This window comes from Polynucleobacter duraquae (genome assembly GCF_000973625.1).
GTDB classification, from domain to species: domain Bacteria; phylum Pseudomonadota; class Gammaproteobacteria; order Burkholderiales; family Burkholderiaceae; genus Polynucleobacter; species Polynucleobacter duraquae.
On sequence record NZ_CP007501.1, the window covers coordinates 513,488 to 526,868 of the forward strand.

The 13,381-nt window shown below is 45.8% G+C and carries 11 protein-coding genes, 1 other RNA gene, 1 pseudogene and 1 riboswitch; of the genes and pseudogenes, 5 read left to right on the top strand and 8 right to left on the bottom strand.

The features are described from left to right. Positions 1-60: 60 nt before the first annotated feature. From CL55_RS02760 to CL55_RS02770, 3 genes are all read left to right on the top strand, one after another. Positions 61-1,365, top strand: coding sequence for a malonyl-CoA decarboxylase domain-containing protein (locus CL55_RS02760; RefSeq protein ID WP_046329763.1), 1,305 nt, complete (start codon positions 61-63; stop codon positions 1,363-1,365). Positions 1,366-1,473: 108 nt separating this feature from the next. Continuing rightward, complete coding sequence (locus CL55_RS02765; protein ID WP_052728734.1) at positions 1,474-2,472, top strand: Bug family tripartite tricarboxylate transporter substrate binding protein; 999 nt, start codon at positions 1,474-1,476, stop codon at positions 2,470-2,472. A 39-nt stretch (positions 2,473-2,511) separates the two neighbouring features. Then, the gene (locus CL55_RS02770; RefSeq protein WP_046329764.1) at positions 2,512-4,035 is read left to right on the top strand and encodes a malonate--CoA ligase; all 1,524 of its coding nucleotides are present in this window, start codon (positions 2,512-2,514) and stop codon (positions 4,033-4,035) included. Between the two features lie 17 nt (positions 4,036-4,052). Here the strand turns inward: CL55_RS02770 and CL55_RS02775 are convergent, their stop codons facing one another. The 8 genes and pseudogenes from CL55_RS02775 to CL55_RS02805 all read right to left on the bottom strand — a co-directional run bounded on the left by CL55_RS02775 (position 4,053) and on the right by CL55_RS02805 (position 10,333). Next, positions 4,053-4,871, bottom strand: a complete 819-nt coding sequence (locus CL55_RS02775; RefSeq protein WP_046329765.1) for a sulfite exporter TauE/SafE family protein — start codon at positions 4,869-4,871, stop codon at positions 4,053-4,055. Further along, positions 4,872-5,090: non-coding RNA, 6S RNA (ssrS, locus tag CL55_RS10505), on the bottom strand. A 99-nt stretch (positions 5,091-5,189) separates the two neighbouring features. Continuing rightward, positions 5,190-5,420: pseudogene (locus CL55_RS10890) on the bottom strand (cell division protein ZapA); the annotation flags it as partial. Beyond that, a complete protein-coding gene (locus tag CL55_RS02785) occupies positions 5,395-5,679 on the bottom strand; it encodes a hypothetical protein (protein ID WP_046329767.1) in 285 nt (94 codons plus the stop codon). The gene CL55_RS02785 and the pseudogene CL55_RS10890, both read right to left, overlap by 26 nt. Positions 5,680-5,730: 51 nt before the next feature. Further along, on the bottom strand, positions 5,731-6,492 hold the full coding sequence (locus CL55_RS02790) for an ABC transporter ATP-binding protein (RefSeq protein WP_052728735.1): 762 nt from the start codon (positions 6,490-6,492) through the stop codon (positions 5,731-5,733). Beyond that, positions 6,489-7,499, bottom strand: coding sequence for a FecCD family ABC transporter permease (locus CL55_RS02795; protein ID WP_237150527.1), 1,011 nt, complete (start codon positions 7,497-7,499; stop codon positions 6,489-6,491). Before CL55_RS02795 ends, CL55_RS02790 begins: the two co-directional genes overlap by 4 nt. After that, positions 7,466-8,371, bottom strand: a complete 906-nt coding sequence (locus tag CL55_RS02800) for an ABC transporter substrate-binding protein (protein ID WP_082091879.1) — start codon at positions 8,369-8,371, stop codon at positions 7,466-7,468. The genes CL55_RS02795 and CL55_RS02800 overlap by 34 nt, the downstream gene beginning before the upstream one ends. Positions 8,372-8,377: 6 nt before the next feature. Further along, the gene (locus tag CL55_RS02805) at positions 8,378-10,333 is read right to left on the bottom strand and encodes a TonB-dependent receptor domain-containing protein (RefSeq protein WP_052728736.1); all 1,956 of its coding nucleotides are present in this window, start codon (positions 10,331-10,333) and stop codon (positions 8,378-8,380) included. A 148-nt stretch (positions 10,334-10,481) separates the two neighbouring features. Next, a riboswitch (cobalamin riboswitch) is annotated at positions 10,482-10,696 on the bottom strand. A 71-nt stretch (positions 10,697-10,767) separates the two neighbouring features. On the opposite strand from CL55_RS02805, the gene CL55_RS02810 reads away from it, so the two are divergent. After that, on the top strand, positions 10,768-11,385 hold the full coding sequence (locus tag CL55_RS02810) for a Crp/Fnr family transcriptional regulator (protein WP_046329770.1): 618 nt from the start codon (positions 10,768-10,770) through the stop codon (positions 11,383-11,385). Between the two features lie 209 nt (positions 11,386-11,594). Beyond that, complete coding sequence (gene oxc, locus CL55_RS02815; RefSeq protein WP_046329771.1) at positions 11,595-13,304, top strand: oxalyl-CoA decarboxylase; 1,710 nt, start codon at positions 11,595-11,597, stop codon at positions 13,302-13,304. The last annotated feature ends 77 nt before the right edge of the window (positions 13,305-13,381 follow it).

Below are 13,381 nucleotides of genomic sequence, written 5' to 3' on the forward strand. Positions count from 1 at the left end.
TGGTTTTTTTGCTGATTCCGCCTAATTTCAGGTCATATTTATCTTAATCGAAAGAAATCCATGCTGGAGAAGCTCACTAAAGCTCGAAATTTGTCTAAGGCAAATAACGCTATTAAGCGCCTGATATCGGAGCGAGGAGAATCCAATGCGCTCAGCATGGCTGATGATGTGGTGAATAACTATCGGAAGTTGTCAAAAGACCAATACGTCTCATTTTTTACTTTTTTGTTTGAGAAGCTCAACCCCCAAGCTGATGCAGTACTGAAAGCAGCGCAAAATTTTGTAGCCGACTCTAGTGCACGCAATTACATCCAGTTGCAAAAAGTTTCCGAGTCTCCTCGTCAAGAATTCTTTCGCCGCTTAAATCGTGCCAGCCAGGGTACGGCTGCTGTAGTGCAAATGCGCCGTGATTTATTGCAGCTATTAGACAAAAAGCCTGAGTTGGCTGCCGTGGATTTCGATATGCGCCACTTGCTGTCTTCTTGGTTTAATCCAGGATTTCTGAAAATGCATCAGGTGGACTGGAAGTCTCCTGCAGAGGTGCTTGAGAAGCTGATTCAACATGAGGCCGTTCATGCGATTGATGGTTGGGATGACCTGCGCCGCCGCCTGCAGCCTGACCGTCGTTGCTTTGCCTTCTTTCATCCGCAACTTCCAAGCGAGCCCCTCATTTTTGTGGAGGTGGCACTCCTACCTGAGATTCCAATGGTGATCACACCTTTGGTGGATAAAAAAGCGGAAACGGTAGATCAGGCATCCCAATACAAAGTCGCTGTTTTCTATTCGATTAGCAATTGCGAGTCTGGACTTCGCGGCGTATCGATGGGTAACTTTTTAATTAAGCGGGTAGCCGAACAATTGCATGCAGAGTTCCCTGGAATAAAAACCTTTGTGACTTTGTCGCCTATTCCAGGATTCATGGATTGGGTGGCTGCTGGTGCGAATTTAAGCGATGGCGTGCCGGCCGATAGATTGAAGCCAAACCTCAAGGTGGCGCGCGATGCTGCTTTGGCAGTGCTGGGGCTCGAGAGTCAATCCTGGGTTGAACGTTTAGCGGCTGGATGGCACCCCGATTTAGCTTCTGAAAAAGAAAAAGTAGCTTTATTGAGCTTAGCAAGCCTGTATTTGGGTCTTGCCTCAACTGGGCGCGATGGTAATCCGGTGGCGAAGTTTCATTTGGGTAATGGTGCCAAATTGCATCTGGTGAACTGGGCGGGCGATCTATCACGCAAAGGGCTGCGTCAATCCGCCGGTTTGATGGTCAACTACCTTTACGACCTGGGAAGCGTGGAGGACAACCATGAGCGCTTTGCCAATGGTGAAATCGTGTATTCGAGGGCTGTAGGTCGCCTCATGGCTCCCTAGTGTTTTCCCTTAATATGACTTCCGCGTCGTGGAATAAGTACCCTTAAAATAAGCTGGCATTTAAAAAAATCAAGCCAATACATTATTTGGCAAATAAAGGAGATGACGATGTTTACTCAAAAAATGAAGCCCTTTGTATTTTCAAAGAGTGCCTTGAAAAAAGCACTTTTTTTGCTCTGCGCAGCACCTCTGACAGTCATGGCTCAAGAGTGGCCTAATAAGCCAGTGACTTTTGTTGTTCCCTTTCCCGCAGGTGGAGGCACAGATACTTTTGCTAGGCCGCTGGCAGCCCAACTCACCGAGCAACTAGGTAAACAATTTCTGATTGACAATCGGGGTGGCGCAGGCGGAACCGTGGGCGCATCAGTGGCGGCAAAAGCAGCCCCAGATGGCTATACTTTTTTAGTTGGCGCAACCCATCACACAATCGCTCCATCCATGTATAAAAATTTGGATTACGACATTGAGAAGAGTTTTACTCCAGTCGCGATGATTGCAAGCGTTCCTCAAGTATTGGTGGTGAATCCACAGCGCGTGAGTGCACGTAATGCTAAAGAGTTCATTGAGCTCATGAAGAAGAATCCAGGTAAATATAATTTTGCTAGCGCGGGTAGTGGCACAGTGCATCACTTAGCCGGTGAATTATTTAAGATTCAAACAGGCACCTTTATTACGCATATTCCATACCGTGGTGCAGGCCCCGCTATGAATGACTTGTTAGCTGGTCAAGTTGATCTTGAATTTGATGGTCTTGCAACTTCAGCACCACAAATTAATGCCGGTAAGTTAGTGGCAATTGCTGTGGCATCAAGTAAGCGTTCAACTGCTATCCCGAACGTGCCTACTTTTAAGGAAGCTGGCTTGCCTGACTACGAAGTATCTACTTGGTACTCTATGTTTGCTCCAGCTGGCACTCCTAAACCAATCGTAGACAAAATGATCGTTGAAGTGCAAAAGGCCTTGAATACACCAAAGCTCAAAGCAATTTGGGAAAAGAGTGGTTCAGATGCACCTAATTTGTATGGTGAGGCCTTCGGCAAGCAGGTTCGTGCCGACGTAGCACGTTGGTCTGGTGTGGTTAAGAAATCTGGTGCTACGTTAGATTAATTAATACTTGTTTTTATTGTTTGGTTTTTTGAGGCTCGAATGAATTTATATTCCTTGTTGGAAACAGGTTTTCCAAAAGATAAGCAGGCTTGTGCATTGGAAACGCATGATGGTTTGTACTACTCCTGGAGTGATCTGGAGCGCGCTACTTCCAAGATGGCAAACCTACTGAAGAGCCTCAAATTACCGGCAGGGTCTCGTGTTGCTGTTCAGGTTGAAAAGTCGCCTGAGGCACTCTTTCTGTATCTAGCAACTGTAAAAGCAGGCTATGTTTATCTACCTCTGAATACTGCCTATCAAGCGGCGGAGATTCAATACTTTTTAGAGAATGCTGAGCCTGCGGTAGTTATCTGTAGTAGCAAAAACTTCTCATGGGTATCTAAGGTTGCATTTAAAGCTGGCACTAAGCATGTCTTTACTCTAGATGAGGATCGCAAAGGCACCTTATTAGAGCGTGCCGCTGGTCAAAGCGATAAGTTCAAAACTATTGCTGTAAAGGATGATGATTTAGCGGCTATCTTGTATACCTCCGGTACAACTGGTCGTAGCAAGGGTGCAATGTTGACTCATAAAAACTTGGGCAGCAATGCGCAGGTATTGCAAAAGTTTTGGGGTTGGAAAAAAGGCGATGTCTTATTGCATGCGCTCCCAATCTTCCACGTACACGGATTATTTGTAGCTGCGCACGGGGCATTAATTAACGGTAGCAAAATGATTTGGTTGCCACGTCTAGATACTGCGCAATTGATTCATCACATGCCAAATTCCACTGTGATGATGGGTGTGCCGACTTTCTATGTGCGACTGCTCGCAGATAAAAACTTTAATAAGAGCGTCACGCGCAATATGCGCCTGTTTGTTTCTGGTTCTGCTCCACTACTGACTGAAACATTTAACTCTTTTAAAGAAGTGATTGGGCAGCCCATTCTTGAGCGCTATGGCATGAGTGAAACCGTGATGCTTGTTTCTAATCCATATAAAGGTAATCGCGTAGGTGGGTCGGTTGGTTTGCCTCTACCTGGCGTCAAAGTACGTGTGGTGAATGAAAGTAATAAGCCGTGCGGTACTGATGAAATTGGCAGCATCCAAGTGAAGGGTCCGAATATATTTAAGGGCTACTGGCGCATGCCAGAAAAAACTGCCGAAGAATTTACTAAGGATGGTTGGTTCAAGACTGGTGACGTTGGTCGCTGGGGTGGCGATGCTAATGGTGGTAAAGCACCCAAGGATTATCTCTGCATCGTTGGTCGTAGCAAGGATTTAATTATTTCTGGTGGGTACAACGTATATCCAAAAGAGATCGAAAGTTTTATCGATGATATGGACGGCGTGGATGAGAGTGCTGTGATTGGTATTCCGCATCCTGATTTTGGTGAGGCGGTAATGGCGGTAGTTGTGCCAAAAGCAGGCGCTAAGTTGGACTCCCAGGCCATGATTGCAACACTAAAAACACAAATCGCAAATTTTAAGATTCCTAAGCGTTTAGAGATTGTTTCTGACTTACCTCGTAATGCAATGGGTAAGGTTCAGAAGAATATTCTGCGTCAGCAATACACTAGCTAAGAGCAGTAGCCGGTTTCTTAAAAACCAAATGCCTTGCGACTTTCATTGAACATGAAAGCTGCAAGCATAAAGAGCATGACACCGAAGATGCGTTTGAGCTGAGCTACATTAAGCTTCCTAGCCATCTTTGCGCCTAGTGGGGCGGTAAATATGCTGACTGCCACAATGCAGAGCACCGCTGGTACGTAAACAAATCCAAGTGAACCTTCGGGAAGGTTAGGGTTGCCCCAACTTCCATACATGTAACCGATCGTCGCTGCAGCTGCAATCGGAAATCCTAAGCCTGACGAACTTGCCATCGCAGTGTGTGGTTTGACATTGCACCAAAGCATAAATGGCACAGTAATAAATGCCCCGCCTGCACCTACTAGGCTCGCAATTACGCCTGTTAGCGCTCCAAATGAGAAAAGACCAAATGCACCAGGTAATTCTCGTCCAGCCGTAGGCTTTTTATTAATGATCATTTGGATCGAGGTGTAGACAATAAAAATGGCGAAGAAGAGGGATAGCCAGGAGGTGTTGATCGCCTCAAAAATCTCACTACCACCAACCAGACTGCCAATCACTAGACCGGGACTAAGCGCTGCCACTAACTTCCAGTCGATCGAGTTATGTTTGTGATGCGCCCAGATGGCTGAGGTGGTGGTGAAGAGGATAGTAGCCATACCAGTCGCAATAGCCATATGTACGATGATGTTTTGGCTAAACCCTAAATGGTTGAAGACCACAATCATGAATGGCACCAAAATCATGCCGCCCCCAATACCTAAGAGGCCTGCTAGAAAGCCCGATATGCTTCCGCACAGCATCAGCATAGCGATATCGGCTATTGACATGAATTCCCCGCCTTAGCCGCTAGGCCGTCATCCTGAACCCTAAGGTTCAAGGTGGAACGGCTACTCTGCTTCGGGTGCATTAAGAAGCTCAGGGAGTGAACAGCGCGAAGCTGCCACTTTGAAAATTCGAAACGCTCACGCCCGCAGTGTAAAGATCGTTCCTGATGCTTGCGCATCGGTTCAAGGAACTATTGGCCTTGGCGAACCAGGCAGGGAAAGGGTTTGCATCAGGGCATCCACCTGATCTTCCAGAGCATAAATTTCATTCTGGAGCCGAGTAATTTCTTCTGAACTAGGGTTGGATGAACTGCTCTGTGCTGAGGTAATTTGAGATGCGGTTTGGAGCTTAATGAGATCACCTGCAATCTTCAGCGCGGCCATCATGCTCGCACGTTCGATGCTGCGATTACCACCATTAATTGCCAGTTGAATTTGCTCATCGACTAATGTGCAGGCTGCACGAAGTAGTGGCTCATGCTCAGTGCTCGTAGCTAAAGTAATTTTTTGACCGGCGAGGGTTACTTCAATGCGTTGTTGGCTCATTGTCATCCTCTGGATTAGTTGGTGTCACAGGCTCACTGAGCAAGTTCAATTGACGTCCATCACTCTGCTCTGGCAGGCGACTCAAAATATGCTGAACCCGTTTTTGTGCATCCTCAATTTTGGTCTCAAGTTGGATGCGATCCTGATGTAGTGCTTTGACGGCATCAGAAATTAGCTGAATTTTTCCGGCAAGCCTCTGCAGAGATGCGGCTATCGGATCAGGTTCAGCAGAGTCGCTTGGGACGTGAGGGTTGTACTCGGTCATATAGGCATTGTAGCCTTAGGGAAATGCTTTGTGAAACCCCCGATTTTGGGCTTAGTTGGGTAAAGCTATCCAATCTCCACCAAGCTTTTCTAATCGAATACGGCCATCAAATAGCGCAATCAGGGCTTGATGGGTTGCAGGATCTTGACTGGATCCTTGAAAATGCAGTTTGCCTTTATTGAGCATGATCACATGGTCAGCTCGGAGTGCGAAATGAATCTCATGCAAAACAGTGACCAAGGTTTTCCCTTGCCCCAGTAAATTGACTTGCCATTTCAAAAAATCGGCTTGATGAGGGGGGTCTAAGTTCGCTAACGGTTCATCCATTAAAAGAATGTCGGAGCCCACAGCAATAAGGCGCGCCAATAAGACTCGTTGACGCTCGCCCCCAGATAGTTGCTGAAGAGGGCGTTGGCGTAAATGCCAAGCATCGCTCTGCTTCAAGGCCTGCTCGACCAATAGATGATCGGTTTCAGAGGGTAAATGTAGCCAGCCTTGATGAGGTAGTCGCCCTAACATGACGACCTCATAGACGCTGAGCGAGTCGCCTAGTTCATCTGGCGAACTCGAGCCCTGATCAAGCCAAGCTATTTTCTTAGCAAGATCTTTTTTAGTAAATGCAGATATATCTACACCATCAATGGTAATTGAGCCATCCCACTTGAGTAAGCCCGCTATTGCTTGCAAGAGGGATGACTTACCTGCGCCATTAGGCCCAATAACACTGGTCCATTTGCCCTGTGGAACATCTATATTTAAGTCAGAGAGAATGGCGCATGGACCTCTATATACATTGAGCTGGTGGGTTTTCACGGGCGCCCTCCAAGAGATGTTCTTCTTAGTAGTATCAGCAAATAGAGGCCACCCAAGACTGCAGTGACAAGGCCAACCGGAATTTCAATTGGAGCAAAGAGGGTGCGTGCAATCAGATCTGAGCTTAGCAATAAGATTCCACCTCCTAAGCAGGAAAATAACAGCTGCACTCGCTGTCTTCCGCCGGCCAGCTTTCTGACTAAGTGCGGAGCAGCTAATCCAACAAAAGCAATCAAGCCGGTTTGAGCAACAGCACACCCAGTCGCAAGAGCCAGAATGCCAATCAATACTAGGCGCAACTGATCTAGAGGTAAGCCTAATGTACGAGCTGTATTTTCACCCAGTGATAGCGCATCGAGTGTAGGGCTAATGATGAGGGTGACAAGCAGGCAAAGCACTAAAGCGATTGCCATGATCTCGACACCAGACCAACTCAACAGTGTGGTGTTGCCCAGCATAAAGGATTGAATGCTTTGAAAAAGGTCAGGGCGAATAAAGGTAAACATGGAATTTGCAGCACCTAAAATCACACTAATTACCACCCCAGATAATAAGAGACGCAAGGAACCGCGGTAGCCGCCCGCCAAAATTAATGAGGCCAGAACACCAATTAACGCTCCAAGAAATGCGCCACCATTAAGACCAATGATCTCTAGCCAAGAGTTACCAAGGTAAGCAAAGCAAAGGATGCTGCCCACACCTAGTAGTGCGCCCGATGCACTTCCAAGTAAATAGGGGTCGGCCAAAGGATTGCGAAATAGGCTTTGGGCAATACCGCCAGCAAGCCCCAATAAAGCTCCTGCAAGGTAAGCCCCCAATGATCGTGGAAGCCGAATATCAAAAACCAGAGTTTGGTCAGCATCAATGAAATTCCAGCTGGCACCAGTACTACCCAGTAGGGTGCCCATCAGCACTAAGACAGCACTAAAAATAAGCAGTCCAGATAGCTTTCCAAGAAAATAATTTTTTTGCATTATTGAGATGATGACATCTTCTCTTGTATGCATTGAGAAATGATTAGTGCTGCCTCTCCCATGCGTGGTCCGGGGCGAACCAAGACATCATTTTGATCAGCAGTAAAACTGCAGATGCGATTTCTCTTTACTGCTGGAATCGAATTCCATCCAGGGCGCTTCTGAATATCTTTGGTAGTAGATTCGGTGAGGAGGATCACATCAGGCTTAGCCTGCACCACAAACTCAGGATTGATTTTAGGAAACGGTCCGAGAGATTCTGGAATGATATTAAACAAATTTAATTGAGTCAGAATTTCCCCGATAAAGGAGCTTCTACCTGCTGCAAATGGTGCAGGATTTACCTCAAAGTACACGCTAATATTGCCACCCTTGGAAGAGAGTTGTTTATTGGCGCGCATGATCTCCTTCTGAATCTGATTCCAAACTCGCGTACTCTCAGATGTTCCCAGTAAGGTATCTAGTTTTTTAAGGGCTCGCTCCTCGTCACCCATCGACTTAACATCGAGTGCAAATGTTCTGACCCCTAAAGAGTTGAGTCTTGCAATCGCGGGTGAGGCTTTTTCCAGCAACACAACATCTGGCTTGAGTTGCGCGATACGCTCGATATTGATATCCCCCATACCGCCTAGCTTAGGCAATTCTTGAATTGATAGTGGCCAATTTGAGAATCGGTCTACACCAACTAAAGCACTACACTTTCCCAAGGCACAAACAGACTCAGTGAGAGAGGGGAGAAGACTTACAACACGCTGTGGTGGTTTATCAAACATCACCACAACACCTCGATCGTCAACCACCGAAACCGGTGCAGCAAAAATAGCTAAGGAGAATCCTAGTAGAAATAAAAACCCCCCGACCGCCAAATAGCGCGTGAGGATCGAGGGTTGAGTGAAGCTTTTCATATTTAACTACATTGCGTAGCGAATGCCCGCAAAGATATTTGAACCCGGAGTGTTGTATCCATAACTTAGTTGATAGTCTTTATTAAATACGTTGTTCCATCGACCAAAAAGGCTCAGATTTTTTTCAAGCTCATGACTGGCGTATAAGTTGTAAAGACCATAGCCGCCCATGTAGTTTGAGTTACCAGAGTTGTAGCGCCCTCCTTGAAACGTACCCTCAACCCCAACTTTTGTAGATTTAATCAAATATTCCGCAGCAATATTTCCGAATTGCCTTGCACGCTTCGCTAATAAATAGCCGGTAGTTTGAGCAACAGGATTTTGTTGGTCGAAAGACGCCCTGAGCAGTAGATCAGAAATTCTGCTGACGCCACCTAAAGAAACTCCTGAGACCTTCGCAACCCCAGCATTTCCTGCGCAACCGCCTTGGGAGCCATTTAGTTGAGCAGTCGTACATGGAGGAGATGTAGTTGTATATTGAATCAAGTTGCTAATCGTACTGTTGAAGACAGTAGCATGAAGATCTAAGGCTCTCGACTCATAATGCAAGCCTACTTCTGTATTTTTACTTTTCTCAGCCAGTAGACTGGTGTTGCCATAGTCTGGATAGTACAAGTCATAAAAAGAGGGGGCCTTAAACCCTGTTCCATAGTTAATATTTCCTCTGACATGCTGTGTAAAAAAGTATCCATACGAAGCACTTCCAGTTGTCTGTGGTCCGTATCCGGTGATGCTATCGTTTCTCAGTGCGAGATTTGCTAAATGACTTCCCCTTTGCAGCTTATAGGCTCCTGCTAAGGTATTTGTATTTTGATCCTGATTGATGTTCCCGTCATTTGCGATTGCATTTGCAGTCTTTCGTTCCGCAATAAGTTGCAGCAAGTCCTCGCCAATATTCAAGTCATTCTGCCAAGTGTAAGTGGACAACTTAGTTTTAGTAACTGGATTTCCTGATGTGTAAATGTATTGCCCCAAATCGTAGGATTGAGATAACTGAAGACTACTTTTCCAGTATTGATTAACTTGATTATTTGAGTATGCAGAAAATACTCCAAGATTATTAACTTGGTCTCCGATACCTCCTCCATAATATGAAGTTACTGGATATTGATTTTCCAGACGGCTAGCTAAGAATTGAATACCAACCTCTTGGCCTTTATCCCACTCTTGAGACAGTCTCCCGGAGGCGCCACTCTTGGTGTAACCAGTTCTTCCCATTGAAAGTTTTGGGCTGTTACAAAAATTGCTGGCCAAGGTTGCACTTGATTGTGTGTTCGGATTACAGGGATTATTGCTGGCAATGCTTGAAAAACCAGTGGATATCTCTTGGCTTGCGCTCAATGAATAGCTAGTATTATTTTTTTCACCTAGCGATCCATACAAACTAGCATCAGTGATGCTGGTTCCATAGCTTCCATAGCCAGTTGATGCTGAAACTTTTGCAGCCCCAACTCCTTTCTTGGTAAAAATTTGGATAACACCGCCTATCGCATCCGAACCATAAAGACTGCTTTGTGGTCCAAAAACAATTTCGATATGGTCGATGATTCCAAGTGGAATGGCTTGTAAGGTAGAGCTTCCTGAAAGCGCTGATTGTGTTCTTACACCATCAATCAACACTAGTGTTTGATTTGAATTAGCTCCGCGTAAAAATATACTTGCAGGTGATCCCGCCCCTCCAACTGAAGATATTTCAACGCCGCGTTGACGTTGAAGTAATTCGACAAGGCTGGTTTGACCTGCCTGTGCAATCTCTTCTGAGCCAATGTAAACGTTATCAGCTAGAACGTCATTTGCTTTTGTCGGGGTCCTAGTTGCCGTCACAATGATTGGATTCATTGGATTTGGCGAGTTTGTTACCGAAACCGTTGGATTGGTTTGGGCAATTGCTGCCGTGCTGAGTGTGATTGCTGCGCCACAAAGTAGGGCGACTATTGCTTTATTACAGAACTGCTGCTTCATGATGAACCTTCTGCCTTCGAATCACCTAGCTAACTCCCCCGTAAGCTGGGTCGAACAGAATTTCACATTGAGAGTACTCAGGCGTCAATTGGGCACCATGCCAGTCTGGCAGGGGATGCTTCATCGGCGCGCGAAGGTCCCCGTCCGCAAAATTCCACCTGTCTTGGCCGGTATCCGGGCTAGTAAATCTCAGAATCTGGCCTTCCCATGCAATTGACGCGCACAGTGGCTTATTCAGACTCCTGACACCTTTACCTTGAGGTTAGGGTGCATTTACTTACCGTTGCGGGGGCAGCACACGTTTAGTGTTTCCCGTTTAACTTTATTGCATTGCAACAAAGCACCACGACCTTTCAATTTTATCCTATCAATAGGGTTTAAACCGTATTGAATGTCAAATAAGCCTACAATGCACCCTTTAGGAACAAGGATTCATGACAGCATTAGATAAACACCCCGAAAAAAACCTGATTCGTTTGCAGTTGAGCCAAAACTCGGTGTTAAAAAGCCTGGATCCTGAAGCGATGGCTGATTTAGAGCGTCATTTAGTGATTTCAGACCTGAAAAAATCAGAAATCCTGCTCCATCAAGGCGACCATCAGATGGAGCAATATTTTGTTTTAGATGGGATTTTGAAGCGAATTGTCTCTAGTGCTGATGCAAAAGAAATGATTTTGCGATTCGCCATCGAAAAAGATATTGAAACAAGTTATGCGGCTTGGCGCCTGAAGACGGCTGCCCCGTATAGCATTGCCTCGGTTACCAAGGCGCGAGTTGCCCGTATGCCTCTTAAGAAGTGGGCTGAATTTCTGGATGCCCATAAGCCCCTCAAAGAGAGCTTTGAGTTTGAAGTAATGCGCTTAATGAGTGAGATCATGGCACATACCATCACGCTGCATATGCTAGATGCACCAGGTCGGGTAGAGCGATTCTTGCGTAAATACGAAGACTTATTTGAGTTGCTCCCCAAAAAAGAGCTGGCTGCTTACCTTAATCTCTCCCCAGAGACATTGAGCCGCCTTAAAACAAAGCATAAAGAGCTCTTTATCTAAATAGCAGGCCTAGATGTTTCTAGATTTCAGGGGAAATTGACCGAAGTCAATGATGAACCCGATCCCAAAGCCTAACATTCATGTCAGCCTTAACGGGAGAGTTTTCTTACCCGTGGCACTACTAATAACTAAATTGGAGACAGTTAGCGAAAGCTAAATTGCACTGAGCGAACTTTACGTTCGGGCGGTGTAATTAACTATAAATTTCTATGACAACAGATAATCAAAATACCCAAGTCACTGATGGCTTTCATCTCGTCATCGATGCTTTAAAAGCAAATGACTTAGACACCATTTTTGGTCTCGTTGGTATTCCAATTACCGACTTATGCCGTTTGGCTCAAGCTGAAGGTTTGCGCTTCATTGGTTTCCGTCACGAGCAACATGCTGGTAATGCTGCAGCGATTGCAGGTTATATGACTCAAAAGCCTGGTATCTGCATGACTGTGTCAGCACCAGGTTTCTTGAATGGATTAACAGCCTTGGCAAATGCCACTGTGAACTGCTTCCCAATGATTTTGATCTCTGGTTCAAGTGAGCGTGAGATTGTTGACTTGCAACAAGGTGACTACGAAGAGATGGATCAGCTCAATGCAGCTAAGCCATATTGCAAAGCTGCATATCGTATTAATCACATTGAAGATATCGGCATCGGATTTGCGCGCGCAATTCGTGCGGCCGTTTCAGGTCGTCCGGGCGGCGTCTACCTAGACTTGCCAGCACAGTTGCTAGCCCAAACAATGCCTGTTGAAGAAGCTAAGAAATCGATCTTTAAAGTAATCGATCCAATTCCACGTCAAATTCCTGCGCCTGATGCAATCGAGCGTGCATTGAATGTATTGAAGGGTGCTAAGCGTCCATTGATTCTCTTGGGTAAGGGCGCTGCCTATGCTCAAGCTGATACTGACATTCGTGCATTGATCGAGAAGTCTGGTATTCCATACCTGCCAATGTCGATGGCTAAAGGTTTATTGCCAGACAACCACCCACAATCTGCTTCTGCAGCGCGCTCATTTGTATTGGCTGAGGCTGATGCAGTGATGCTGGTTGGTGCGCGCTTGAATTGGTTGCTTGCACACGGTAAAGGCAAGACCTGGGGTAAAGATCCTAAGAAATTTATTCAGATCGATATTCAATCAAACGAAGTGGATAGCAACGTACAAATCGATGCCCCATTGATTGGTGATATTGGCTCTGTTGTTGGCGAGCTCCTAAAAGGGATTGCTTCAGTACCAAAGCCATCTGCAGAGTGGATTAGCGCGATCAACGAGAAAAAAGATAAGAACTTGGCGAAGATGGCTGAAACATTAGCCAAAGAAGCTTCACCAATGAACTTCCATGGTGCTTTGCGCGCTATTCGTGATGTGATCAAGAAGAACCCAGATGTCAATTTGGTAAACGAAGGTGCAAACACACTCGACTATTGCCGTGCAATCGTGGACATGTACAAGCCACGCAAACGTTTTGACTCTGGTACATGGGGCATTATGGGTATCGGTATGGGCTACGCCATTGGCGCTGCTGTAACGAGCGGCTTGCCTACAGTTGCGGTTGAAGGCGATAGCGCATTTGGTTTTAGCGGTATGGAGCTAGAAACGATTTGCCGTTACAACCTGCCAATCACAACAGTAGTGTTTAACAACAACGGTGTTTATCGTGGCACTGACGTGAATCCTACTGGCGGTGCTGATGTGGCCCCAACAGTATTCGTGAAAAATGCCCGTTACGACAAAATGATTGAGGCATTTGGTGGTGTTGGTTACTACGTGACTACCCCGGCGGAGTTAGAGGCTGCATTGACTAAAGCGATTGCTGAAGGCAAGCCTGCTTTGATTAATGCTGTGATTGATGAAACTGCTGGTACAGAAAGTGGACGTTTAACTAACTTGAATCCATCAACTGCTGCTGTTAAGCATTAATAGTAATTTATTGGTAATCAAGACGTAATATTTTCGAACTAAATTTAGTAATAAATAAGCAATACTTTAAGGAGAAT

Excerpts from the sequence above, each read along its gene's own strand:
- CL55_RS02760 (WP_046329763.1), top strand. The coding sequence starts at position 61 with ATGCTGGAGAAGCTCACTAAAGCTCGAAATTTGTCTAAGGCAAATAAC.
- CL55_RS02765 (WP_052728734.1), top strand. The coding sequence starts at position 1,474 with ATGTTTACTCAAAAAATGAAGCCCTTTGTATTTTCAAAGAGTGCCTTG.
- CL55_RS02770 (WP_046329764.1), top strand. The coding sequence starts at position 2,512 with ATGAATTTATATTCCTTGTTGGAAACAGGTTTTCCAAAAGATAAGCAG.
- CL55_RS02775 (WP_046329765.1), bottom strand. The coding sequence starts at position 4,871 with ATGTCAATAGCCGATATCGCTATGCTGATGCTGTGCGGAAGCATATCG.
- CL55_RS02785 (WP_046329767.1), bottom strand. The coding sequence starts at position 5,679 with ATGACCGAGTACAACCCTCACGTCCCAAGCGACTCTGCTGAACCTGAT.
- CL55_RS02795 (WP_237150527.1), bottom strand. The coding sequence starts at position 7,499 with ATGCATACAAGAGAAGATGTCATCATCTCAATAATGCAAAAAAATTAT.
- CL55_RS02800 (WP_082091879.1), bottom strand. The coding sequence starts at position 8,371 with ATGAAAAGCTTCACTCAACCCTCGATCCTCACGCGCTATTTGGCGGTC.
- CL55_RS02805 (WP_052728736.1), bottom strand. The coding sequence starts at position 10,333 with ATGAAGCAGCAGTTCTGTAATAAAGCAATAGTCGCCCTACTTTGTGGC.
- CL55_RS02810 (WP_046329770.1), top strand. The coding sequence starts at position 10,768 with ATGACAGCATTAGATAAACACCCCGAAAAAAACCTGATTCGTTTGCAG.
- oxc (WP_046329771.1), top strand. The coding sequence starts at position 11,595 with ATGACAACAGATAATCAAAATACCCAAGTCACTGATGGCTTTCATCTC.